Here is a 21165-nt window from a genome sequence, read left to right as displayed (position 1 = left end):
GAACTGGCGGCGTGAACGAGCCGCCTGCGCTTGTCAGGACGCCTATCATGGAAACCACCTACGACACCCGGATTTTAGATGACCGCACGGCGTGGGGCGCGGTGCTGTCGATGGCGCTGTGCGTCTCCGTCCTGATCGCGTCGGAGTTCATGCCGGTCAGCCTGCTCTCTCCGATCGCCGTGGATCTCAGCATCACAGAGGGCCGGACAGGCCAGGCCATCTCGATCTCTGGGGCTTTTGCCGTGGTTACCAGCTTGCTGGTCGCCGGCCTTACGCGCCGGATCGACCGCAAGCTTGTCGTGACCGGCTTCACGGTGCTCCTGATCGTTTCCGGTCTCGCGGTGACCTTTGCGCCTAACTTCGCGTTCCTGATGGTCGGCCGTGCGCTGCTTGGCGTGGCGATCGGTGGCTTCTGGTCGATGTCGACCTCGATCGTCATGCGCCTCGTATCGGAAGACCGCGTCCCGAAGGATCTCGCCATGCTGAACGCCGGGAACGCGATCGCAGCTACGATTGCCGCTCCGCTGGGAAGCTTCCTCGGGGCCCATGTCGGCTGGCGGGGCGCCTTCTTCCTCGTCGTGCCTCTCGGCTTGTTGGCGCTCGTCTGGCAGTGGATCAGCCTGCCGCCGCTGCCCCCGCGCGGAAGGAAGGCATCCGGCAACGCGCTGGCGCTGCTTGGCCGCCGCGCGGTCGCGCTCGGCATGGCCTCGATCCTGTTCCTCTTCATGGGCCAGTTCGCACTCTTCACCTACCTACGCCCCTTCCTTGAGGGCGTCGCTGGACTCGGCATTTCCGCGCTGTCTGCCATGCTCCTCGTCATGGGCCTGGCGGGTGTTGCAGGCACGTGGTGCATCGGACGGCTGTTGCGAACCCGATTGTTCAGCGTCTTGGTCGTCATCCCGCTCGTGATGTCGATACTTGCCATCGCGCTGATTGCCCTCGGATCAATGCCCATCCCCGTTTCGCTGCTTGTCCTCGCCTGGGGCTTCTTCGGCACCGCCGCCCCCGTGGGATGGGGGACCTGGCTGAGCCGTACGCTGCCCGACGACGCGGAGGCGGGACGCGGCCTCCAGGTCGCCACCATTCAGCTCGCCATCACGAGTGGCGCGGCGATCGGAGGAATGCTCTTCGACACGATCGGTTGGTGGGGCGCGTTCGCGTTCGGCGCGACGCTGCTATGCGGTTCCTCACTGCTCGGCCTCGCCGCATGGCGCACAACCCTGAGGTTTTTGCCATGATCAAGCCGTCCACCCTCAGTCGCCGGGCATTGCTCGGCGACGTGGCAATGACCCACATCGCAATCCAGGAAGTCCAGGACGGCAAAGTCGTGGACTGGATGGAGCACGTTACCGACGAACAATACCAAGGAGACCAGTGATGACCGATACGATCAAGAACAAGGTCGTGATTATCACCGGCGCATCATCCGGCATCGGCGAAGCGACGGCGAAGTTGCTCGCGAGCAAGGGTGCCAAGGTCGTGCTCGGCGCGCGGCGAGAGGAAAAACTGAAGCAGATCGCCGACGAGATCGGAAAGGTCGGTGGTCAGGCCGTCTACAGGGAGTTGGACGTAACCAAACCGTCCGACAACGACGCGGTCGTAAAGCTTGCCAAGGATACGTTCGGCCGCGTCGATGTCATCTTCCTGAATGCCGGGCTCATGCCGAACTCGCCGCTCTCCGCGCTGAAGACCGACGACTGGCACCAGATGGTCGACGTGAACATCAAGGGTGTTCTGAACGGCATCGCGGCAGTACTGCCAGCCTTCATCGAACAGAAGTCCGGGCATGTCATCGCGACGTCATCGGTTGCGGGGCTAAAGGCCTATCCAGGCGGTGCTGTGTATGGCGGAACAAAATGGTTCGTCCGCGACTTCATGGAGGTCCTACGCATGGAGTCCGCCATGGAGAGGACGAACATTCGCACTGCGACGATCTATCCGGCCGCGATCAACACCGAGCTGCTGAACACTATTAGCCAGAGGCAAACGCTCGACCAGATGCAGAACACGTATGACAAATACGGGATCTCGCCGGACCGGATTGCCAATGTCGTGGCCTTCGCTATCGGCCAGCCCGAGGACACGACCATCAACGAGTTCACGGTGGGGCCGGCAAACCAGCCCTGGTAAGGCGGGAATGGATCGTGTGGTTACGGGCAAGATCAAGCCAGCGTCTTCGATCCCGAACTGCCGCTAGCCCAGGTTGCGGATGCCTACCGCGCCATGGACGGGCGGCGGGCTGCCAAAATGCTTGCTTCGGGTCTGACTAGCGGCCGACGGGCGACGGTGAACGCGCCTTTATAGCAACCGGTCCGGCGCGACGCAGAGACCAAAGGACTTGCCGTGCGCTGGCCCTTGAACGTCTCATGAAATGGAGAAAAAAGACGATGACGAATGCCCTGTCTTTGATTTCCACGACGCTGGTGCTGCTCACTTCCACTGCCGCCCAGGCTCAGGCAATGCAGGTCTCGCCCAACGGGTCACGCGTTTCCGTTCCGGGTCCTGCGGAAATGTTCACCGGCACCGTCACGGTCACGCCGCTGTTCGCGCCCAACGAGCACAGCAATGCCGGCGGCGGCCTGGTCGAGTTCACACCGGGCGCTTGCTCGTACTGGCACACGCATCCGGCAGGCCAGACGCTGATCGTTACGGCGGGTGCGGGCTGGGTCCAGGAAGAAGGCGGAGAGAAGATCGCCATCAAGCCCGGCGACGTCATTTCGACCCCGCCCGGGGTGAAGCACTGGCACGGCGCAGCCGCCGAAAGCTCCATGAGCCACATCGCGATAACGCCTGCGCGCGACGGCAATGTCGTCGAGTGGTTTGAGCCCGTCACCGACGACCAGTACCGCTGATCCCGAACCCGAGACGTAAGGAGGAGATCATGAAATCCGTTGCGGCTCTTGCGCTGGCCATGACCGTTGCACCTGTCGCCGGCAATGCAGCTTCAGGCGCCAATGACGATGTCTCGTCCGTAGCGCCTGCTCTCGAGCGGTATGAACAGGAAACTCTCGAGAAGGGGCTCTGGGCGCGGCCGGGCCTGTCCGCGCGCGACCGAAGTGTCGTTACGGTCGCGGCCGTCATTACGCGCAACCAGACGGGTCTTATGCCCGAGCAAATCCGCCGCGCGCTCGACAACGGGGTCAAACCCGCCGAACTCTCGGAGATCATCACGCATCTCGCCTTCTACGCAGGCTGGGGCAATGCCATGGCGGCGGTCGATGCGGCCAGGCCCGTCTATGCCGAGCGAGGCATCGGCGCCAACCAGCTTCCGGCAGCCGCCCCGACGCTGCTTCCGCTCGATGAGGCAAAGGAGGCCCAGCGTGCCGCGAGCGTCGAGCAGACCACCGGCCCGGCCTCTCCGGGCCTGGTGCGGGACACCCGCGAGGTGCTGTTCCGCGGCCTGTGGCTGCGCCCGGACCTTGCGCCGCGTGACCGCAGCCTGGTCACGGTCAGCGCGCTGATTTCTGCCGGCCAGGTCGCTCAGGTGCCGTTCCACTTGAACCGCGCCATGGATAACGGACTGACCCGCGAGGAGGCCTCGGAGGTCATCAGCCATCTCGCATACTATGCCGGTTGGCCGAATGCATTTTCGGCAGCGCCGGTCGCGCGGGAGATTTTCGAGAAGCGTACGAACCCTTAAGGGCGGCAAGGCACGAGGTCAGCGGATGATCAGGCCGGCATATCAAATGACTCTTCCGCCATGCTGAGCGACCGCTGGAGGAGATCGCAGCGCTTTCAGGCCCCGCCATAGCGCAGGGCATCGACGATGACCTTGAAGGCCGGCAGGTTCTGCCGTCGGCTCGGGTAATAGACGTAGTAGCCCGGGAATTTCGGGCACCAGTCATCGAGCACCTGCACGAGATCGCCAGATGCGATCTGACGGTCGACGAGGTCCTCCGGCACGAAGGCGATGCCGTAACCCTTCAAAGCCGCATCGACCATGGCGTAGGAGGCGTTGAAGGTGAGTTGCCCATCCACCCGGACGCGAAGCTCATGACCGTCCTTCTCGAATTCCCAGGCATAGAGCCCGCCGCCACGAGTCTGGCGCATGTTCATACAGTTGTGCCCAATCAGCTCCTGCGGGTGGCGAAGCGGAGGATGCTCGGCGAAATAGTCGGGAGACGCGACCGCCACCATGCGCCAGTCCGGACCGATGCGGATCGCAATCATGTCCTTCTCGACGCTTTCACCCAACCGTACCCCCGCGTCGAACCCATCTTCGACGATGTTGCGCAGCCCGTTGTCGATGCTCAGTTCCAGCTTGATGTCGGGATAATCTGCGAGCGCCGGCCTGAGCTTCGGCCAGACGACGCTGTCGAACGCGTGATCCGAAAGGGTCAGCCGGATTGTTCCGGCAGGCTTGTCGCGGAACTCCATCAGCGAGGCGATCTCCGCTTCGATTTCCGCAACACGCGGTGCAAGCGACTGCCGTAGGCGCTCGCCGGCCTCGGTCGTCGCCACGCTGCGGGTCGTGCGCGTGAGCAGCCTAATGCCCATACGCGTTTCCAATCGCTTGATCGTGTGGCTGAGGGTGGACTGCGTGATGCCGAGCTTTGCGGCGGCGCGCGTGAAGCTCTTTTCCTCGGCAACGGCCAGGAACCACAAAAGGTCGTTGAAATCTTCCTTGGCCATACCGTTTCCCAAACTGATCGCTGAAGATTTATGCCTCCCATCGATCAATGCAAGCGAATTAACGCCCCTAATGCTCTTGATCGGGAGCGGCTACCCTGCAGGTCCGACAAGCCAACAGCCAGTCGTGTTGGCTTTCCCGCGAACCAAAAGGTGAAGGCCATGGAACTGACCATTAACGGCTCGACATTTCAGGTCGACGTCGAACCGGATACGCCGCTGCTCTGGGTAGTACGCGACACGCTGGGCATGACCGGCACGAAGTATGGCTGCGGCGTCGCCCAGTGCGGCGCATGCACGGTGCTGATCGACGGACAGGCCACGCGATCCTGCGTGACGACGGTGGACAGCGTCGTCGGGATGGCGATCACGACGATCGAGGCGATCGAGCAGGATACCGAGGGCCGGAAGGTGGTCGAGGCGTGGCTCGCCAATCAGGTGCCGCAATGCGGCTACTGCCAGTCCGGCCAGGTGATGGCTGCCACAGCGCTCCTCAAGCAGACTGCGCAGCCCACCGAGGACGACATCGCCGGCGCGATGGTGAACCTCTGCCGCTGCGGCACCTACAACGCGATCTCGGCTGCCGTCCGGCAGGCCGCCCAGGCGTGAGGAGGAAACCATGAACGACATGACTCCTAGTCGGAACCACTGGTCCACAGGCAGCGAGGACGGTCCGCTCAACATCTCGCGCCGCAGCTTCCTCGGTGGCGCCGCAGCGCTCGTCTTATCCGTCACGGTGCCAGTCGGAAGCGCCCGGGCGCAGGCCGCCGCATCCATCACGCCCGGAACTCGCGTCAGTGCCTTTCTGGAAATCCGCCCTGATAGCACCGTGCTGTTCCGCAGTGCCTTCATCGAGGGCGGACAGGGCATCTTCACCGCCATGGCTCAGATTGTCGGTGAGGAGTTGGATGTCGATCCCGTGAACTTCACGGTCGAGGGAGCGCCTCCCGGTCCCGATTATCTCCTGACCGGCGGCGGCCGCTTCACCGGCGGCAGTATGTCGGTGCGCATGAGCTACGAGACCATGCGCAAGCTCGGCGCCTCGGCACGCCAGATGCTGCTGCAGGCAGCGGCCGCGCGGCTCGGGCTGTCCATCTCGGAGCTATCCACCGAACCGGGCCGCGTGGTCCATGCAGCGTCCGGGCGGGCGATCCCTTACGGCGAGATCGCCGATGCGGCCGCCGATCTGTCGGTACCGACGGATGTCGTGCTGCGATCTCGCGACGATTTCCGCTGGATTGGCAAGCCCGTTCGCCGGCTCGACGGGCGCGAGAAGTCGACGGGACGCGCGCAGTATGCGATCGACCTCAAGGTGGACGGTATGCTTCACGCCGCCGTCCAGCACAGCCCGCGTCTCGGCGGGGAGCCGGGCGCCTTGACGAACGAGGCCGAAGTTCATGCCATGCCCGGCGTGCACTCGATTCACCGCTTGCCTGGGGCCGTGGCGGTCGTCGCCGACAGCTGGTGGCGAGCGCGCCGCGCGGTGGAAACTCTGCAGGTGACCTGGACGGAGCCTGCGGCTGCAACGCCTCGCGCCATGCCGGCTGATTTCTCCTCCGAGACCCACAAGGCAATGTTGAAGTCGACACGCGGAGACGGCGTCGCTTTCGAGCAGAAAGGCGACGCCGCAGGCACCCTTGCCGGCGCAGCGCGGATTGTGGAGGCGATCTATGACGCTCCCTACCTCGTGCACGGGCAGCTCGAGCCGCCCTCGGCGATCGCGCATTGGAATGCGGACGGGACTCTCGAGCTTTGGATCCCAAACCAGGCGCCCGAGATGTTCCAGGCCGAGGCTGCAAAGGTCGCGAGCATCGAGCCGGGCAAGGTGATCATCCACTCCCCTATGCTCGGCGGCTTCTTCGGGCGGCATTTCCTCTATCAGACGGCCAATCCGTTCCCGCAGGCGATCCTGCTAGCGAAGGCGGCAGGTCGTCCCGTCAAGCTCATCTGGAACCGCGAGGAGGAATTCCTGCGCGACACGTTGAGACCAATGGGGGTCGCCCGTTTCCGCGCCGGTCTCGACGGCGACGGTTTGCCGGTCGCTCTGGATGCCGTTGCGGTGGGTGAAGGTCCGACAGGACGTTGGTTCGGCCGCCAGCCGGACAAGGTGGACAGCTCCGCCGTCGAAGGCATCGCGGGTAAAGTCTATGCGATTCCGAACCGGCGCGTCGGCCAGGTTCACGTCGACGACCCGGCGATCATCGGATTCTGGCGGTCGGTTGGTCATTCGATGAACGACTTCTTCTACGAGACGTTCTTCGATGAAATGGCCGACGCAGGTCACCAGGACCCCTACGAACTGCGGCTGCGGCTTCTCGCGGACAGCCCGCGCCACAGCAATCTTCTGCAGGCAGTCGCCGATCTGTCCGGGGGCTGGAAGCGCGGTCCCTTCGCGGCAGAGGACGGCAGCCGCCGCGCGCGCGGCGTCGCGATGGCCTCGCCCTTCGGCAGCGAGGTGGCGACGATCGCCGAAGTCTCGCTGCGCGACGGCGAGGTCGTCGTGCACCAGATCTGGGTGGCCATCGATCCCGGAAGCATCGTCAATCCGGCCATCATCGAGGCGCAGGTGAAGTCGGCGGTCGCACTTGGCCTGTCCTCGGCGCTGCTGGAGGAAGTGGTCTATGTCGACGGCATGCCGCAGGCGCGCAATTTCGACGGCTATCCCATCCTGCCGCCAGACCGCATGCCGCGCGTGCATGTTCGCATCGTCGAGAGCGGAGCGCCGATGGGCGGCATCGGCGAGCCTGGCCTGCCTGGCGTGCCGCCGGCAGTGGTAAATGCCGCCTCGGTGCTCACGGGCCAGCGTATCCGCAGCCTGCCCCTCTCGAAGCTCGACCTGAAAGGCATGGAAGGATGAGGAATCTCGTACTACCTGCCTTGATGATGATTGCAGCAAGCTGGGCAACGGATCTGTCCGTTGCCCAGGAGGCGGATCCCGGTTCAGGAGAGCGCCTGTTCCGGCAGCGCTGCGGGGCCTGCCACCAGATCGCGACCACCCGGAACGGTGCCGGACCTCACCTGCAGGGCGTCGTCGGCCGCGCCGCCGCCAGCGTCGAAGGCTTCAACTACTCGCCCGCCCTGCGCGACTCCGGTATCACCTGGACGTCCGAGACGCTGGAAACCTACCTCGCGAATCCGACTGCCATGGTGGGCGGCACACGAATGGTTCAGCGCTTCAACAATGCCGAGGAGCGGCGCGCCATCATCGAATTCCTGAACAGCCCGTAGCGCGGCGCCAGAGCCTGTTCGGGCAGCGCTTGATTCCCCGGTGTCCCCCGACTTTTCGAGGCTTTAATTGATGGCCAGGCCGCCACCGACCGTGGGTAGCGCCTGTTTGTGCCGGCCAAGCATTTCATCTGCTTGCCGTCGGTTACCTTTAGTCCACTTTGAAGCCGGCCATATCTGGCGAGACGGCCAATGCATGTCGCGCAAAAGTGTGCAGCGCTTTTGCGATAACAACATGCATAAAACGACAACCTAAAGCGCGTCGCGTGAGGCCGGTCGAACGCGACGCGCTTTAGTCGCGAGACGGTCCATCAACGATCCCGGAATTGGGCAGAATTCCAAAATCCTGTGACTTTGCACCTTGTGCCGCGATCAAAAATCCGTCGGCGTGGAGACCTCGCCGCAGCAACTCTCTGACGGCCGCCGATCGGCTTGGCATGCGCCTTTCGAAGCGCCAGTTTTCCAGTGCAGCCAATTCATCAGCAGTCAGCATGATCTGCAGTCGTTCGGGTCTTTCCAGTTCGGCCATTTCTGCCTCCAACCGCTCAAAGTTAGTATTTAGCTAAGAGTTAGGGAAAGGCTGAGTGTGCGTCAAGGTCGGTCAATAAGCCGTTGGCGTGAAAGGCCCGGAATTAATGTGAGGCGTCGATTGCGTATCCTGCGTGATATGCTAACTGTTTGATTTTACAGGCAATTTTATGGATTTCAGCTTGTTATTAGAGCCGATCTGGCGCATGCTGATCCCGAGGGACAAAACCGCTCCTGAAAGGAGGGTTCTCCATGAGAGACGGTTATTCGGTTCGTTTGTGTCACGACGTCGACCGGCAAGTGTGGGCAGCCGCCCGGTGCAAGGGGATAGTCAATGTCACTGGGGTGGCTGAGACCGTTCGGCTGCGAAACCTCGCCGAAAACGTTGCGCTTGAAGACATCGAATGCCTGGTGTTGCAAGCCGCCCAGTTCTACGGGGCAGCCATGGAGTTCGACAGCCTGACCGTCTTCGAATTGGCTAACGTCCATCGGCTCTCAGTTCATCGCGATGCTTTGCCTGGGAGAGGCAACCTCGACGTTGTGGAGGACAGGGCAGTTTCGCTCTATCTTCGCCTGCCGGACCGAATGCAGTAAGTCCGGCTGAGCGTCAGCACAGTCGGTCGGCGGGAAGCGCTCAGCTTCCCGGGCGCTTTCAATCGGCCGCGTTATCCTGCATTGACGCCTGGACGAAATGCAGCGGCGCCTCGAGCCTCCAGGTGACGCCTTGCTCGTGGAACTCCAGCCGCCCGCTGCCGCTGAGAGCTTGTGGCGCCACGCGCTCGAGGACGACCGCTCCGAAACCGCGCCCCCTGACAGCGTCCAGGATCGGCCCGTCCAACTCACGCCAGACCAGTCGAAAGGTGTCGGCGCCGTCGCCGGCAGGGATCACATTCCAATCGATTTCGACGCGTCCGCCGTTGCAGGACAGCGCTCCATGTTTTGCCGAATTGGTAGCGAGTTCGTGAAAGGCTATGCCGAGATACTGCACGGCATTCGGCTGCAGAATCAGCATTGGCCCGGCCATCGATACGCGGGACTGCGCTGCAAAGGCCTTGAGCTGTGCCTGGATGAGTTCGCCGACCGTGGCGCCGCGCCACTCGGCATTGACCAGGAGATCATGGGATTCCGAAAGCGCCGTGATGCGCTCCCGGACCTGCCCGAGGAAAGCCTCAGGTGTGCTCGTCAGCTTGCTGGTCTCGCGGATCATCGAGATGATGACCGAGAACTGGTTCTTCACCCTATGGTTGACTTCGCGCATGAGCAGACGGATGCGCCGTTCGTTCTCCTTGTGGGAACTGATGTCGCGCGCGATCTTGGAGGCGCCGACGACCTTCCCGATGGCGTCGCGGATCGGCGAGACGGTGAGCGAGACGGAAACGAGCGTGCCGTCCTTGCGCAGGCGCATCGTCTCATAGGAGGGGACGCGTTCGCCGGCGCGGATGCGGCTGATGATCGAGACTTCCTCGTCGAGACGATCGGGCGGAATGAGCATCGTCACCGGCCGGCCGATCGCCTCGGCAGGCGTGTAGCCGAACAGGCGTTCTGCAGCGTCGTTCCAGCTGGTGATAATGCCATTCATGTCCTTCGAGACGATGGCGTCCATCGACGACTCGACAATGGCGGCAAGACGCATGCGGGCTTCATCGCCCAGCGTCTGCGTGCGCAGGTCGAGCAGCGTGTTGATCGCACCGACAACATTGCCCGCTTCGTCGCGAAGCAGGCGTGGGTGAGCCCTGAATGGGACGAGTTCGCCATCCGGCCGCTCCGCAATCGCCTGGTCCCAGGAGACATCCCGTCCTTCGCGCAGCGCCACGGCCATCGGACACTCGCCATGCGCCATATCCCGACCGTCCAGATGACGAAGCTTCCACGAGCCGCACCATAGGTCCCGACCGACAACAGGACGATGGCCCCAGAGCTCGGCTGCGGCTTCGTTGAAGAAGGTGATGCGTCCCTGTTCGTCGACGGTGTAAATGGCGACGGGCAGTGCCTGCATCAGATCGGCAGTCGGAATCCCCGGGACTCCGAGGCCGATATCCGCTTGTTCAACGAAGTTCACGTTGGGGCGCCATTCTCGTGGATTTCTGCAGCGGACATAATGTCCTTGAGCGATTTCGGTTCCGTCGGGACAATCACGTGCGCCCCTTTGCCCGCAGCCCGCGGCGACATTCCCGGACGAGGCCTAAAGCGCGTCGCGTTCGACCGACCTCAACCGACCTCACGCGACGGGCTTTAGGTTGTTGTTTTCATGCATGTCGTTATCGCAAAACCGCTGCGCACTTTTGCGCGACATGCATTAGAGCGACACCGGATCAACGCTGAAGTTTGTCCGCCTAATCGTGCGGGCACTAAATGCGTCCGAGAAGGACCAGGATAATCAAGATCAGCAGCACGAGACCGAGGCCGCCACCGCCATAATAGCCAGTGCCGTAGAACGGCCCGCCACCCAGACCGCTGAACCCGCCAAGCAAGATAAGGATCAAAATGATGATGAGTATGGTTCCGAGGCTCATGGTGGTTCTCCCATTCTTGCGCTGCCGCACCATACAAGGGCACGCCCATGCGCCTGTTGATGACGGTATGAACTCCCAGAGGGGCTTCCTGTTCCACCGGAAGTAGCATCGTTGTCGCTCGTCTAGCGGGAAAAGCCGGTAGGCTCACGAGAAAGCCCGCCCGGACGGGAGCCAGCGGGCCCGGACCACTGCGCCAGGCGGTGCTCAGAGTCAGACGGCCTGATGATGTTCGGCGCCTCGGATTTTCATGCGAAAATGCGAGGCGCCACGCCGCAGCCTTCAACGAAGACGTGAATAATCATTCACCTTCCTTGGCGTGCCGGTCGGGTGCCGCCGCCCTTCTTTTCGGGGTCATGAGTATGGTGGCTGTCGCGTTCGCCTCCGCCGCCTGAGATCTTGCTGCGGCTGCGCAGATCGGAATCGGCTGGCGGCTTTTCTATCACCAGCGGCTCCTTGGCATTTTCGTGCGATGCGCCAGGACCGCCATGGCGGATGCTGGCGCGGGTCTTCTTCGACGTGGACATGAAATCACCTAACGGTCCTGCTGGTGGCCCTGATGGGTCGTATTGACTTTCGTGTTGCCCTGCTGGCCCTGTTTGTCGGGATTTGGGGCGGAATGGCTGTGCTGCGTTTGGTCGACAGGAACCGACTTCCTGTCGCCCGGACCCTTAGGACTCTGGTTCTCGGCCGGAACGGGTGGTGGTTTTGTGCTCATGACGTTCTCCTTTCACTAGCAAAAACAAGCAGGCCCCCGAGAAGGTTCCTGAAACGAACCGTGCGAGGGGCAAACTTCTAACATTGCCAATTCCGGCCTTGTCGGCGCGTCGCAGCGCAATAATCTTTTGTTAGGGCGTGGGCACTTCGACCTATCGAAAGGAGCCGACCATGAAACACCAAACACTCGACCAACTGCAGACAATTGCAAAAGTTGAGCCCTCGGCGACATACCCGACCATGTCTCGGACGCAGCGGATCGAGCGTTGGGCAAAGCTTCTCGAACAAAATCCACGGCGTTGCCTTGGAGCGCTTTCAGGCACCGAATATCTCAGTCCTGAAGCCCGTGCTGTAGCGCGTGGCGCTGGCTCGCCGATCACAGTTGCCTATGAGGATCCGGTGCTGCGCGCCATGGGTCTGAAAGATGATACTTACGGTGAGGCAAAGCGCTTCTTCGAACTCAGTGACTGGCAGTTGCACAACATCGTCTGTCACTGTCACGTCGGTGCTACGATGCAAGCGCGATGGGCTGCCGCCAGAGTTCGCCGGACAATTACCGGCAACAGACTTCTGGCTTGGCTGAGGGCAAGGTTTGTGCATTGAGGCCAGCGCAGAACGGTGACGACAAGTCTTGATCGTTCTCGTTCGCGACTGGCCGCCAGGTGCTGGTGGCATTGCCTGCAACGCAGTGGATGGTGGAGCCGATGCCGTGCTTTCAGAGCGGCCGGGTGAAGACCTCATGCTCGCCCGGTCGGGGCTCATTGTCGGCGAGCATGAATTCGAGCGGACCCCATCTAAAGGGTGACCAGGATGAAGCTCGACTTCATGTGAACACGGCCCGCGCTCATACGATCCATACCACCACATATGCATCGCTCTCGGAGGAACAATAGCCGGTTGTGGTTGTTGGGATCGTCTGATGGAAGAAGGCAGCTACGAGAGCGCCCAGCGCCTCTATTTCGACGAGTCTAGCCGAGCAAGGAAGAAAGTGATGGCGTTCACTTTGACCAGTCCCGCCTTTCAGAACGGCCAGCCCATTCCGGATCGTCATGCCCGGCGCGGCGATAATCTCTCTCCGTTTCTGGAATGGAGCGATCCGCCGCCGGGCACTCGGAGCTACGTGCTCGTAATGGAAGATACGGATGCACCGTCACAGGCGTCCCGGCATTGGGTCGTCTACGACATCGGCGGAGACCGGCGTCATTTGGCCGAAGGGCGGAGTTCCAAAGCGCGAACCGAGGACCTGCCTCATGGCTTCAATGATTTCGGTAATCTTCACTACGACCCGACCAGCATCCGGGCGGTAAACCACACACCTACCGCTTCAGGCTCGCGGCCCTTGGCATTGCCAATCTTCCCATCGGCCCGGAACCCGATGCCCTGGTGGTGTGGCAGGCTGCCCGTGAAAACATGTTGGGTGAGGCGGAATTAATCGGCACTTACGGATGAATCAGCGCCAAGCAGCTTCGTTCTTATGCTCGTAATGGCTGAATGCGGTCCGCAGTCAGTCAGTTGCCCGTCGGCACGGCTTGTCCGCAGAATTGGTTCACTTTGAACTTGAACATTCCGGGGAACTTCGAGCATCCGGGCTCAGGCGGCCACCTGAAGCACGATCTTGCCGCGCGTATGCTCTCTCTCCAGCCGTTCCTCGGCCTTAGCGACCTCCTCCAGAGGATAAGTCGCCTGCACGAACGGAGTTACCTTGCCGGCGTCAATGAGGCGGCTGATCCTCGCAAGCTGCGCCGCATTTGGCTCAGCCAGATAAGAAGCGCCACGCGCCTGATGCAGGCGTGCCTGTTCGGCCGAGGGCTCAGAAACGGTGGAAACAAGTATCCCGCCGGGCTTTAGTACACTCCAGGAGCGGTCCTGTGTGTCGCCCGCGACCAGATCAAAAACCATATCGATGTCTTCGACCTCGTCCTCGAAGCGCTGGTTCTTGTAGTCGACGGCCTGGTCGGCGCCAAGCTCGCGGACGAAATCGAAATCTTCGGCAGCAACGGTCGTCACGACAAATGCGCCCGCAGCCTTGGCAAACTGAATCGCCAGATGTCCGACACCGCCGGCGCCGCCATGGATGAGAACCCGCTGCCCGGATTTGAGGTCGCCATGGTCGAAAAGGCCCTGCCATGCTGTAGTCCCCGCAAGCGGCACGGCGGCGGCTTCCACATGGCTTAGACGTTCCGGTTTTGCCGCCGCTTCCGTCGCCTTGACCACGACGTATTCGGCGTTGCCACCACGGTCGTTGCCAAGCATGGCAAACATCGGATCGCCCTTCTTCAACGTATGCGCCCGCGTGCCGCACAGCTCCACCACGCCCGATACGTCGCGGCCGAGCGTAACGGGCAGATCCCCGCCCGCCGAACCCTCGCGGGTCTTGTAGTCGACGGGATTGACGCTTGCTGCGCAGACCTTGAGCGTGACCTCGTCGTCACGGGGCTGAGGCATGGGAACCTCGTCCAGCGACAGAACCTCTGGCCCGCCAAACCTATGAATACGGACTGCTTTTATCGTCGCCATGGAGTTCCTCCTTGTTTCGCGGTCCAGCGCAGGTCTGGAAGCGGGACGAGCATCGGGTGAATGGGATACGCGGCGATCCTGGCGAGCGCGGATTTCACCAAGCACTGGGGCCATCATCTTTCACTCAATCCGCTTCAAAGCCTAACCGGATTGCGGGCTGGAAGTTCCGATGAAATTTCCGGGGTCGGGTCGTGGCATTCAAAGACCGTTCTCTCGGGCTCTACGAGAGACCTTGCGCAGAGTTCATCCCGTGACATTCCCGCAATCTCGTCAGGGAACTTTTCTGGAGGCACATGGTTGGAATGTGCGGCCGAAAGAATTCGGGCCTGTGCCAAGGAGGTTCGCCATGAAGCTTCGCGAGTTGATGGACCAAGTGAAGGATATGCCACCGGATACTCTGGTCTGTGCTGCCGAGATTGACGAGGCCTTTGCGGCCAACATTGCTGGCATAGAAACAGTAGGAAGTGCCCGGATCGAAAGCCGCAAGCCGGACGGCACCGAAGCCGTCGAACTCGCCAACGGGAAACGACAAGGTTGTCGTAATCCGCTGGTGAACCGCTGGCTCATGCTGGAGCCGTAGCATGCTTGATCACTGAGCGCTGGAGGAGTCGCAGACCATGTTTCCGGTATTGAACAAAAGACTTTGCGCCGGCCTGATCGCCGGAACTCTGATGCTCTCGGCCGGCGGGTTTGCTCCGCTCGCAGCCCAGGAAATCCCAAACGACTTCACGGCGATCGTGCGCGAGAAAATTCCAGCCGTGGTCGCAATAACGACCAAACAGATCATCCAGGGCCAGGCGACGCTGGATGAGTTTTTTAGTCCTTTCGGTAGGCCCGGCCTCGGACCGGCGCAACCGCAGGTGCGAGAGGCCCTTGGTTCCGGCTTTGTCATAAGCCCCGAGGGGTACATCGTCACCAACAACCATGTCGTTTCCGATGCAAGCGAAATCCATGTCGTATTCTCCGACAAGCAGACTTTGCCTGCGCGGCTCGTCGGCCGGGATCCGGCCACCGACCTCGCGGTGCTGAAGATCGACCCGCGGTCCAACATGACAACGACCGCCTGGGGTGACTCCGATGCAGTACAACCCGGCGCATGGACGATCGCGATCGGCAGTCCGTTCGGGCTCGGTGGGACCGTCACCGTCGGCGTGCTTTCGGCCCGTTCGCGCGACATCAATGCCGGTCCTTACGACGACTTTCTCCAGACCGACGCCTCAATCAATCGTGGCAATTCCGGCGGTCCCCTGTTCAATGCGCGCGGCGAAGTAATCGGGGTCAATACGGCCATCGTATCTCCCACAGGTGGCAGCATAGGCATTGGCTTTGCGGTACCATCTCGCACCGCCCGGAGCATCGTCGACCAGCTGATCCGCACTGGCCGGATCGAGCGCGGCTTCATCGGAGTGCGTCTCCAGGAGGTCACGCCGTCGATTGCCGAGGCGCTTGGAATACCCGGCAGCAAGGGAGCGCTCGTCGCCTCGGTCGAGCCCGGCAGTCCGGCAGAGCAGGCAGGTATACAGGCGGGAGACGTGATTACGCGCTTTAACGGCAAGGACATCCAGAACGTTCACGATCTGACGCTCGCGGCTGCGAGCCGAAAGCCGGGGACAAAGACGACGCTGACAAGGAATCGCGGGGGCTCTCAGCAGGAAGTAGCTCTGACCATCGGTCAGCGCGACGATGAGGAGGAACAAACCGGTGCCGTTCCGGGACCGGAAGCGCCGGACCAACGGCTCGGACTGTCGCTCAGTCCAATCCCGGATGAGGCGCGCCAGCAGCTCGGACTTCAGCCGGGCACCGCCGGGTTGTTCGTGCAAGAAGTGGCGCCGAACAGCCTCGCCGACCAGAATGGCCTCCGCGCGGGCGATGTGATCGTGTCAGCCAATAACCGGGATGTGGCACAGCCGTCGGATATACAAGAGGAGTGGACGAAATCCCGCCAGCAGAACAAGCCCATATTGTTCCGCATCAACAGGCAAGGGCAATCTCTTTTCGTTGCTGTGGCCACGGCCAAATCTTGACGGACCAGATCTTGACGAGAACGCGTTGAGCATAAGCTTGGCGAGCGTAAGCTTGGCCGAATAGGTCACACGCTTTCGCGAAGGCGGTCTTTACGCTGGCAACGGGAACAACAGCCGACCAAGGCCGTTTCGTCCAATGAGTCATTCGAACAGTTGGCAGAAAAAGGAGGCTTCGATGAGCGCCACCGGACTCGACGTATTCGACAAGACGCTGCAGACCACAAACATCTGGCTCGACGAGATCATGGCCGAGATGGGACCGGATCGGCAGATCGCATGGCATGTTCTTGGAGCGGTGCTCCACGCCCTGCGGGACCGCATGCAACCGGATCTTGCGGCCCACCTCGGCTCGCAGCTGCCGATCCTCGTGCGCGGTGCCTACTACGACCAATATCAGCCTTCCAAGACGCCCGAGAAGTTGCGGTCGCTCGACGAGTTCCTGGCCAAAATCAAGGCGGAGCTGGAATTCACCCGACCGGTCGATTCAAAGGATGCATTCAGGGTCGTATCCAAGGTGCTCGCTCACCATGTGGGAGAGGGGCAGATGATCAAGGTTTGGGAATCCTTGCCAGCAGAAATCAGGCGCGTCGCGGAAGCTCAGCAAGCGGCGTGAACAGCGCCAGATCTCGGCAGTCTCGGCCGTAACGCTTCTTTGAGGAAATGGAAATGCCACTTACCCTTATCAGCCCGGCGTTCCCGGCTGGCGGGAAAATCCCAGAAAGGTATACCCGTGACGGCCAGAACGTCTCGCCACCGCTGAAGTGGTCCGGTGTTCCGGATGATGCGAAGAGTCTCGTTCTTGTCGTGCAGGATCCCGACGCGCCGAGCGGGATCTTCGGGCACTGGGCGGTGTTCAACATCCCGCCCGATGCCAGCGAGCTTGCCGAGGCGCAGGATGGCAAGCCAGGTCCGTCGGCACTTCGCCAAGGCACCAACGATTTCGGCAATGCATATTACGACGGCCCGCAGCCGCCAGTTGGGCATGGCGTCCATCATTATCATTTCCGGCTGGCCGCGCTCGACGTGCCGAGCCTCAGTGTGCCGGGACAGGCGGGCGTGCAGTCTGTCTGGAAGGAAGCCCAGAAGCATGCGCTGGAGCAGACCGAGCTGGTCGGAACCTACGCACGGTAACGCCGGGCCGTGTCAGTCGTCGCCTTTTTTACAGCGCGGCCGGGGCAAGCGGTTCTCGAGCCGGGCCGTGGATGACCGAACCGTCGGCGGCGAAAATCGAGCCATGGCAAGGACAATCCCAGGTGTTGTCCGCGTTGTTCCAGGTCACGGTGCAGCCCTTGTGGGTGCATGTCGCCGAAACGGGGTGGAGTACCCCTTCAGTGTCTCTCCACGCCGCGATCTTTTCGTCACCCCTGACGATCACACCGCCCATGCCGGGAACGATGTCGTCGAGGCTTGAGACAATCGATTGGCTGCGGCCATTCTTATGAAAGTCCTCGGGATAAGACCGCGCCGGGTCATAGAGCCTTTGCCATCGGCTTGACCGAGCGCAGATCAAATCCGCGATCATCGTGCCTGCGGCCGTTCCATTGGTGATGCCCCAGGCGTTGAATCCCGTGGCGATATGAAAACCGGAGGCTTTGTCCGGATCGGGTTCGCCGGCATATGGAACTCTGTCGGCCGTATCATAGTCCTCGTTACACCAGCGCCACGCAACGTCCCCAACTGGAAGGTTCATTCTTGCCCATTGTTCCAGCCCGACGAACCGTTTCGCCACGTCGCCGTCCTGGCCCGTGTCGAACTTGGCGCCGAGCGCGACCAGCAGCGGGCCTTCGGCATCGCGGCCGGTGCGGATGGAATGCGTCGGATCGTCGATGCCGAGGAACATGCCGTCGACAGCAAGACGGTCATCGATCCGAAACGCCATGGCAGTGTGGCAGCGCGGCTGAGTGCGGTTCGCCATTCCGACGGGGCTCTTCACCGTCATGTTGGTGGCGACGACCACATGCTCGGCGTGAACGGTGCCGCTGTCGGTGACGACGCGCCAGCGACTTGCCTCGCCGATCGAGATCGCGCGGCTGTTTTCGAAAATCCGTCCGCCACGGGCCGTCACCGCTTGAGCCAGGCCAACCAGATACATCGCCGGATTGAACTGAGCCTGGTCGGAAAAACGCAGAGCGGCGGCCGTTTCGAAAGGCAGCGGCGCGCGCTCCAGAACATCGGCGTCCAGCCCAACTTGGCGCGCGGCCCCTGCCTCGGCCATGATCTCCGCGCGCCGGCTTGCATCGCAGGTGTAGGTATAGGCGTCCTTGGGCTCGAGATCGCAGGGAATTGCATAGTTGCGAACCCATTGCCGGATCTGGACGGCGCCGGCGGAATTCGCATCGGCATAGGTCTGCGCCAGGTCCCGCCCGAAAGTGTCGATGAGATGGCGATAGATCAGCGCGTGCTGCGTCGTGATCTTGGCCGTCGAGCGGCCGGTCACCTGGCCGCCTGTCCGCAGGCCTTCGATGACGATCACCGACCGACCGGCCTCGCAAAGGCGAAGCGCCGTTGTGAGCCCGACAATCCCGGCGCCCACGACAACGGCCTCGGCATGGATCGAGCCCTCGAGCGGGGGATAGTTCGTAGCGGTGGCTGCCGCCACCCAACAGCTTCCCGGTTTTCCCGAAAGAATGGCCATTTCACCGGCGTCCCATGCGCTTCGATGCATCTCCACCGACAACCCGCGCCGGCGCGAAAACGTTCCGGATTTACCGTCTTCAGTCGTTGTTTGGCCGTCCGGAAGCTACAAACGCACCGGGAAGATGCGAGGTGCAAGCCATCACCCAAGTGATCGCCTCGCGATCGTATTCGTCGCCGAAGCGCCAATTCTCGAAGAAGGTGTTCAACCTCCCGATACGCTCGGGCCAGACGCCGGCGGCCTGCAGTCCCAGCGACACGCCGTAATTGGTGAAGGCGAACTTCGTATCGGGCAGCCACGGCGCGCGGCTGAAATAGCCCGGCGGGTCGACCCACATCGTTTCCAAATTCCGCAGCGAACGTTTCGTCTGCGCTTCGGCCCATGGCTCGGCGGGAAAGAAGTGGGCGAGCCACAGCATCATGCCGAGGCCGAGATCCTGTTCGATGTCGAGGGTGCGCAAGTCGCGCTCCATCAGGTCATGCATCTGCGCGATCTCGGGCGCCAGTGCGTCTTCATCGAGCATCCGGTAGGAGACGTAACCATCGTAGGCATCCATGCTGCCGAGACCGTAACCGGGATAAGGACCGCTCAAATCCTCCTGCATTTTCCAGATCACGCCGCGGCCGGGGATCACGAAGGCCGAATGGATATCGCGCGCCAGCTCAATGCCGCGCGCGCGGTATCGCGGTTTCAGATCGCCGAGCCGCGCCAGGGCGAACAGCCACATCGCCAGGTAGTGGAAATACTGTCCGTCGCGATCTGCCGCTTCGCCGATCCTCAATCCGCGCCGCCGACCGAGCACACGCTCGACCTCCGCCACCAGCCGTTCAGCCTCACCCAGCCAACGTTCCTCGCCGAGCTCCTTGTAAAGCGAGACATAGAGCACGACCCCAAAAGCATCGGTCCAGAGATAGCGCAGGCCGTTGGGCCAGATGCCTTCGGCGCGCATCCAGTCGAGTTTTCGCAGGACATAGTCAACGTCGCGCAGCATAACGCTGGTCTAGAGCCCGAACGGATAGGTATCGGGTGCTCCGGCCCTGGCATGCTTCGGCCCGAGCGGAGTGCCGGCCGGCTATGTGCGCGTCGCAGTTGCGAGCATGCGGCATGTCGAGCATGTCTGCCTCCGTTCCGATTGGTCTGGGTCAGATCGCAAACGATCTGGTCGGCGGCGGGTTCCTTGGCCATCGCAATAAGCACCAGCCCGTTCCGCCGGCCCGACCCCGGAACCCTCCGTCTGTTCACGAGTTCCTTGGTCAGTCGCTCACTCCGCACGAAATGGTTGAGGAGGTTTCATTGCCGCGCCCGATCGTGCTCTCGCTGGGCAGCATCAATGCCGATCTGCAGTTCGACGTTCAGGGCTCCCTTGGCGATGGCGGCACCGTTAGGGCCAGTGGCTTCGCCCAACGCGCCGGCGGCAAAGCCGCCAACGTTGCGTATTTCACCCATCGCCTCGGCGTTCCGACGAGGCTTATCGGGCGCGTCGGCGACGACCGGTTCGCGGAGATCGCAGTCGGTCCGCTGAAGGCGGCGGAGCTCGACCTCGGGTCCGTCGGCGTCGCCCGCGACGTCCCGACTGGCGTTGCCATCGTGGCGGTTCCGAAGGACGGCACGAAAGCCATTCTATCCGCGTCCAATGCCAACATGTCCTGGAATGACGCGGCCGTTGACAACGTCGTGGCAGCCATCAGGAATTCTCCTGATCGATCGATACTCGTTGCTGACTTTGAAATTCCCTTGCCAGTCCTGAATGCCGCCTTCGCGACGGCGCAAGAACGTGGGTTCAGAGTCCTGGTCGACCCGACATTCGCCGACCAAATCGATCGGTCGCAACTCTGTCGCTTCTGCGCGATTACGCCAAACCAGCAGGAGGCTTCGGATCTGCTTGGCCTGCCGATCGCCACCAATGACGATGCGGCCCGAGCGGCGCTCCAACTGAATGCGCTCGGGGTGGAGATAGCATGCGTTAAGCTCGAAGACGGTGGCTGCTTTCTCGCACTGGATCACGACGCAATGCAAATTCTCGCCCTGCCGGTCGATGTGGTCGACAAGACGGGTGCAGGCGACGCGTTTATCGCGGCAATGGCCGTCGCCTTGCTCGACGGCAAGTCCGCCTACGACGCCGCTTGCTGGGGCGTCGCGGCTTCGGCGATTGCTGTCAGGAAAAAGGCGCACAGGAATCCTATCCATCAATGATGGAACTCCAGCAGATGATCGGGTCAGTCGAACGCTGCAACGGGCGTGAATTGGTATAGGCTGATGCCATTACTGTTAGGCCGGCGGCCGAAGACTGCGCCGTTACGGCCTGTGGCGAAGGTCACCTGCGCGCGCCCGCCAAAGCCTAAAGAATGGTTCGAGCCATTAGGATGTACCCGCATCCAGT

24 protein-coding genes and 2 pseudogenes are annotated in these 21165 nt (G+C 62.0%); 16 read left to right on the top strand and 10 right to left on the bottom strand.

What is annotated here, in order from left to right; genetic code table 11:
* Positions 1 to 47 precede the first annotated feature (47 nt).
* The 5 genes and pseudogenes from AC0NIE_RS28255 to AC0NIE_RS28235 all read left to right on the top strand — a co-directional run bounded on the left by AC0NIE_RS28255 (position 48) and on the right by AC0NIE_RS28235 (position 3640).
* Positions 48 to 1238, top strand: a complete 1191-nt coding sequence (locus AC0NIE_RS28255) for an MFS transporter (RefSeq protein WP_473484851.1) — start codon at positions 48 to 50, stop codon at positions 1236 to 1238.
* A gap of 38 nt (positions 1239 to 1276) precedes the next feature.
* Positions 1277 to 1378, top strand: a pseudogene (locus AC0NIE_RS28250) ((R)-mandelonitrile lyase); the annotation flags it as partial.
* Positions 1378 to 2130, top strand: coding sequence for an SDR family oxidoreductase (locus AC0NIE_RS28245; RefSeq protein WP_473484853.1), 753 nt, complete (start codon positions 1378 to 1380; stop codon positions 2128 to 2130). The pseudogene AC0NIE_RS28250 and the gene AC0NIE_RS28245, both read left to right, overlap by 1 nt.
* A 329-nt stretch (positions 2131 to 2459) precedes the next feature.
* Positions 2460 to 2852, top strand: a complete 393-nt coding sequence (locus AC0NIE_RS28240) for a (R)-mandelonitrile lyase (protein WP_473485138.1) — start codon at positions 2460 to 2462, stop codon at positions 2850 to 2852.
* A gap of 29 nt (positions 2853 to 2881) precedes the next feature.
* Complete coding sequence (locus AC0NIE_RS28235) at positions 2882 to 3640, top strand: carboxymuconolactone decarboxylase family protein (protein WP_473484855.1); 759 nt, start codon at positions 2882 to 2884, stop codon at positions 3638 to 3640.
* Between the two features lie 95 nt (positions 3641 to 3735).
* Here AC0NIE_RS28235 and AC0NIE_RS28230 read toward each other — a convergent pair whose 3' ends face one another.
* Positions 3736 to 4632, bottom strand: coding sequence for a LysR family transcriptional regulator (locus tag AC0NIE_RS28230; protein WP_473484857.1), 897 nt, complete (start codon positions 4630 to 4632; stop codon positions 3736 to 3738).
* A gap of 159 nt (positions 4633 to 4791) precedes the next feature.
* Here AC0NIE_RS28230 and AC0NIE_RS28225 point away from each other — a divergent pair, with 159 nt between their 5' ends.
* From AC0NIE_RS28225 to AC0NIE_RS28215, 3 genes are read left to right on the top strand one after another with little or no spacing between them, the layout of a single operon-like run.
* Positions 4792 to 5238 carry a (2Fe-2S)-binding protein gene (locus AC0NIE_RS28225; protein WP_473484859.1) on the top strand — a complete coding sequence of 149 codons (447 nt, stop codon included), beginning with the start codon at positions 4792 to 4794 and terminating at the stop codon, positions 5236 to 5238.
* Positions 5239 to 5248: 10 nt separating this feature from the next.
* Positions 5249 to 7486: a xanthine dehydrogenase family protein molybdopterin-binding subunit gene (locus tag AC0NIE_RS28220; protein WP_473484860.1), complete on the top strand. Its 2238-nt coding sequence runs from the start codon at positions 5249 to 5251 to the stop codon at positions 7484 to 7486.
* A 23-nt stretch (positions 7487 to 7509) separates the two neighbouring features.
* Positions 7510 to 7857: a c-type cytochrome gene (locus AC0NIE_RS28215; protein WP_473485139.1), complete on the top strand. Its 348-nt coding sequence runs from the start codon at positions 7510 to 7512 to the stop codon at positions 7855 to 7857.
* A 289-nt stretch (positions 7858 to 8146) separates the two neighbouring features.
* On the opposite strand, the gene AC0NIE_RS28210 is transcribed toward AC0NIE_RS28215, so the two are convergent.
* A complete protein-coding gene (locus AC0NIE_RS28210; protein ID WP_123147252.1) occupies positions 8147 to 8383 on the bottom strand; it encodes a hypothetical protein in 237 nt (78 codons plus the stop codon).
* A gap of 251 nt (positions 8384 to 8634) precedes the next feature.
* On the opposite strand from AC0NIE_RS28210, the gene AC0NIE_RS28205 reads away from it, so the two are divergent.
* Positions 8635 to 8976 carry a hypothetical protein gene (locus tag AC0NIE_RS28205; RefSeq protein WP_473484862.1) on the top strand — a complete coding sequence of 114 codons (342 nt, stop codon included), beginning with the start codon at positions 8635 to 8637 and terminating at the stop codon, positions 8974 to 8976.
* 58 nt (positions 8977 to 9034) lie between these two features.
* Here AC0NIE_RS28205 and AC0NIE_RS28200 read toward each other — a convergent pair whose 3' ends face one another.
* From AC0NIE_RS28200 to AC0NIE_RS28185, 4 genes are all read right to left on the bottom strand, one after another.
* Positions 9035 to 10441 (bottom strand): PAS domain S-box protein, encoded by a 1407-nt coding sequence (locus AC0NIE_RS28200; protein ID WP_473484864.1) that lies wholly within the window; start codon positions 10439 to 10441, stop codon positions 9035 to 9037.
* A gap of 289 nt (positions 10442 to 10730) precedes the next feature.
* Entirely contained in the window at positions 10731 to 10895 is a 165-nt protein-coding gene (locus tag AC0NIE_RS28195) for a DUF3309 family protein (RefSeq protein ID WP_077381102.1), read from the bottom strand.
* Between the two features lie 302 nt (positions 10896 to 11197).
* Positions 11198 to 11419, bottom strand: coding sequence for a hypothetical protein (locus tag AC0NIE_RS28190; protein ID WP_123147253.1), 222 nt, complete (start codon positions 11417 to 11419; stop codon positions 11198 to 11200).
* An 8-nt stretch (positions 11420 to 11427) separates the two neighbouring features.
* Positions 11428 to 11610: a hypothetical protein gene (locus AC0NIE_RS28185; RefSeq protein WP_123147254.1), complete on the bottom strand. Its 183-nt coding sequence runs from the start codon at positions 11608 to 11610 to the stop codon at positions 11428 to 11430.
* A 170-nt stretch (positions 11611 to 11780) separates the two neighbouring features.
* Between AC0NIE_RS28185 and AC0NIE_RS28180 the strand changes: the two genes are divergently transcribed.
* Positions 11781 to 12212, top strand: coding sequence for a hypothetical protein (locus AC0NIE_RS28180; RefSeq protein WP_095491718.1), 432 nt, complete (start codon positions 11781 to 11783; stop codon positions 12210 to 12212).
* 115 nt (positions 12213 to 12327) lie between these two features.
* Here AC0NIE_RS28180 and AC0NIE_RS28175 read toward each other — a convergent pair.
* Positions 12328 to 12436: pseudogene (locus tag AC0NIE_RS28175) on the bottom strand (DUF4396 domain-containing protein); the annotation flags it as partial.
* Between the two features lie 92 nt (positions 12437 to 12528).
* Here AC0NIE_RS28175 and AC0NIE_RS28170 point away from each other — a divergent pair.
* Complete coding sequence (locus AC0NIE_RS28170) at positions 12529 to 13041, top strand: YbhB/YbcL family Raf kinase inhibitor-like protein (RefSeq protein WP_473484866.1); 513 nt, start codon at positions 12529 to 12531, stop codon at positions 13039 to 13041.
* A 158-nt stretch (positions 13042 to 13199) separates the two neighbouring features.
* On the opposite strand, the gene AC0NIE_RS28165 is transcribed toward AC0NIE_RS28170, so the two are convergent.
* Positions 13200 to 14126 (bottom strand): NADP-dependent oxidoreductase, encoded by a 927-nt coding sequence (locus AC0NIE_RS28165; protein WP_473484868.1) that lies wholly within the window; start codon positions 14124 to 14126, stop codon positions 13200 to 13202.
* Positions 14127 to 14472: 346 nt separating this feature from the next.
* On the opposite strand from AC0NIE_RS28165, the gene AC0NIE_RS28160 reads away from it, so the two are divergent.
* From AC0NIE_RS28160 to AC0NIE_RS28145, 4 genes are all read left to right on the top strand, one after another.
* Entirely contained in the window at positions 14473 to 14706 is a 234-nt protein-coding gene (locus AC0NIE_RS28160; RefSeq protein ID WP_473484870.1) for a sugar phosphorylase, read from the top strand.
* A 37-nt stretch (positions 14707 to 14743) separates the two neighbouring features.
* Positions 14744 to 16150: a Do family serine endopeptidase gene (locus AC0NIE_RS28155; RefSeq protein ID WP_473613612.1), complete on the top strand. Its 1407-nt coding sequence runs from the start codon at positions 14744 to 14746 to the stop codon at positions 16148 to 16150.
* A gap of 175 nt (positions 16151 to 16325) precedes the next feature.
* The gene (locus AC0NIE_RS28150; RefSeq protein WP_135936133.1) at positions 16326 to 16763 is read left to right on the top strand and encodes a DUF2267 domain-containing protein; all 438 of its coding nucleotides are present in this window, start codon (positions 16326 to 16328) and stop codon (positions 16761 to 16763) included.
* 53 nt (positions 16764 to 16816) lie between these two features.
* On the top strand, positions 16817 to 17281 hold the full coding sequence (locus AC0NIE_RS28145; RefSeq protein WP_123147511.1) for a YbhB/YbcL family Raf kinase inhibitor-like protein: 465 nt from the start codon (positions 16817 to 16819) through the stop codon (positions 17279 to 17281).
* 28 nt (positions 17282 to 17309) lie between these two features.
* Here the strand turns inward: AC0NIE_RS28145 and AC0NIE_RS28140 are convergent, their stop codons facing one another.
* The gene (locus AC0NIE_RS28140) at positions 17310 to 18785 is read right to left on the bottom strand and encodes an FAD-dependent oxidoreductase (protein WP_473484872.1); all 1476 of its coding nucleotides are present in this window, start codon (positions 18783 to 18785) and stop codon (positions 17310 to 17312) included.
* Positions 18786 to 18864: 79 nt separating this feature from the next.
* Positions 18865 to 19776 (bottom strand): hypothetical protein, encoded by a 912-nt coding sequence (locus AC0NIE_RS28135; RefSeq protein ID WP_473484874.1) that lies wholly within the window; start codon positions 19774 to 19776, stop codon positions 18865 to 18867.
* 302 nt (positions 19777 to 20078) lie between these two features.
* Here AC0NIE_RS28135 and AC0NIE_RS28130 point away from each other — a divergent pair, with 302 nt between their 5' ends.
* The gene (locus tag AC0NIE_RS28130; protein WP_473484876.1) at positions 20079 to 20978 is read left to right on the top strand and encodes a PfkB family carbohydrate kinase; all 900 of its coding nucleotides are present in this window, start codon (positions 20079 to 20081) and stop codon (positions 20976 to 20978) included.
* Positions 20979 to 21165: the final 187 nt, after the last annotated feature.

The sequence above is a fragment of the Mesorhizobium sp. WSM4842 genome, assembly GCF_055901575.1.
Note: the sequence above shows the minus strand (reverse complement) of the source record. Positions and strands in the feature narration are given on the sequence as shown.

What these genes read in the sequence shown, in the direction of transcription:
- AC0NIE_RS28170 (WP_473484866.1), top strand. Translation starts at nt 12,529, where the DNA reads ATGGAAGAAGGCAGCTACGAGAGCGCCCAGCGCCTCTATTTCGACGAG.
- AC0NIE_RS28145 (WP_123147511.1), top strand. Translation starts at nt 16,817, where the DNA reads ATGCCACTTACCCTTATCAGCCCGGCGTTCCCGGCTGGCGGGAAAATC.
- AC0NIE_RS28210 (WP_123147252.1), bottom strand. Translation starts at nt 8,383, where the DNA reads ATGGCCGAACTGGAAAGACCCGAACGACTGCAGATCATGCTGACTGCT.
- AC0NIE_RS28215 (WP_473485139.1), top strand. Translation starts at nt 7,510, where the DNA reads ATGATGATTGCAGCAAGCTGGGCAACGGATCTGTCCGTTGCCCAGGAG.
- AC0NIE_RS28220 (WP_473484860.1), top strand. Translation starts at nt 5,249, where the DNA reads ATGAACGACATGACTCCTAGTCGGAACCACTGGTCCACAGGCAGCGAG.
- AC0NIE_RS28165 (WP_473484868.1), bottom strand. Translation starts at nt 14,126, where the DNA reads ATGGCGACGATAAAAGCAGTCCGTATTCATAGGTTTGGCGGGCCAGAG.
- AC0NIE_RS28140 (WP_473484872.1), bottom strand. Translation starts at nt 18,785, where the DNA reads ATGGCCATTCTTTCGGGAAAACCGGGAAGCTGTTGGGTGGCGGCAGCC.
- AC0NIE_RS28150 (WP_135936133.1), top strand. Translation starts at nt 16,326, where the DNA reads ATGAGCGCCACCGGACTCGACGTATTCGACAAGACGCTGCAGACCACA.
- AC0NIE_RS28185 (WP_123147254.1), bottom strand. Translation starts at nt 11,610, where the DNA reads ATGAGCACAAAACCACCACCCGTTCCGGCCGAGAACCAGAGTCCTAAG.
- AC0NIE_RS28240 (WP_473485138.1), top strand. Translation starts at nt 2,460, where the DNA reads ATGCAGGTCTCGCCCAACGGGTCACGCGTTTCCGTTCCGGGTCCTGCG.
- AC0NIE_RS28205 (WP_473484862.1), top strand. Translation starts at nt 8,635, where the DNA reads ATGAGAGACGGTTATTCGGTTCGTTTGTGTCACGACGTCGACCGGCAA.
- AC0NIE_RS28180 (WP_095491718.1), top strand. Translation starts at nt 11,781, where the DNA reads ATGAAACACCAAACACTCGACCAACTGCAGACAATTGCAAAAGTTGAG.
- AC0NIE_RS28245 (WP_473484853.1), top strand. Translation starts at nt 1,378, where the DNA reads ATGACCGATACGATCAAGAACAAGGTCGTGATTATCACCGGCGCATCA.
- AC0NIE_RS28190 (WP_123147253.1), bottom strand. Translation starts at nt 11,419, where the DNA reads ATGTCCACGTCGAAGAAGACCCGCGCCAGCATCCGCCATGGCGGTCCT.
- AC0NIE_RS28195 (WP_077381102.1), bottom strand. Translation starts at nt 10,895, where the DNA reads ATGAGCCTCGGAACCATACTCATCATCATTTTGATCCTTATCTTGCTT.
- AC0NIE_RS28255 (WP_473484851.1), top strand. Translation starts at nt 48, where the DNA reads ATGGAAACCACCTACGACACCCGGATTTTAGATGACCGCACGGCGTGG.
- AC0NIE_RS28155 (WP_473613612.1), top strand. Translation starts at nt 14,744, where the DNA reads ATGTTTCCGGTATTGAACAAAAGACTTTGCGCCGGCCTGATCGCCGGA.
- AC0NIE_RS28235 (WP_473484855.1), top strand. Translation starts at nt 2,882, where the DNA reads ATGAAATCCGTTGCGGCTCTTGCGCTGGCCATGACCGTTGCACCTGTC.
- AC0NIE_RS28135 (WP_473484874.1), bottom strand. Translation starts at nt 19,776, where the DNA reads ATGCTGCGCGACGTTGACTATGTCCTGCGAAAACTCGACTGGATGCGC.
- AC0NIE_RS28160 (WP_473484870.1), top strand. Translation starts at nt 14,473, where the DNA reads ATGAAGCTTCGCGAGTTGATGGACCAAGTGAAGGATATGCCACCGGAT.
- AC0NIE_RS28225 (WP_473484859.1), top strand. Translation starts at nt 4,792, where the DNA reads ATGGAACTGACCATTAACGGCTCGACATTTCAGGTCGACGTCGAACCG.
- AC0NIE_RS28230 (WP_473484857.1), bottom strand. Translation starts at nt 4,632, where the DNA reads ATGGCCAAGGAAGATTTCAACGACCTTTTGTGGTTCCTGGCCGTTGCC.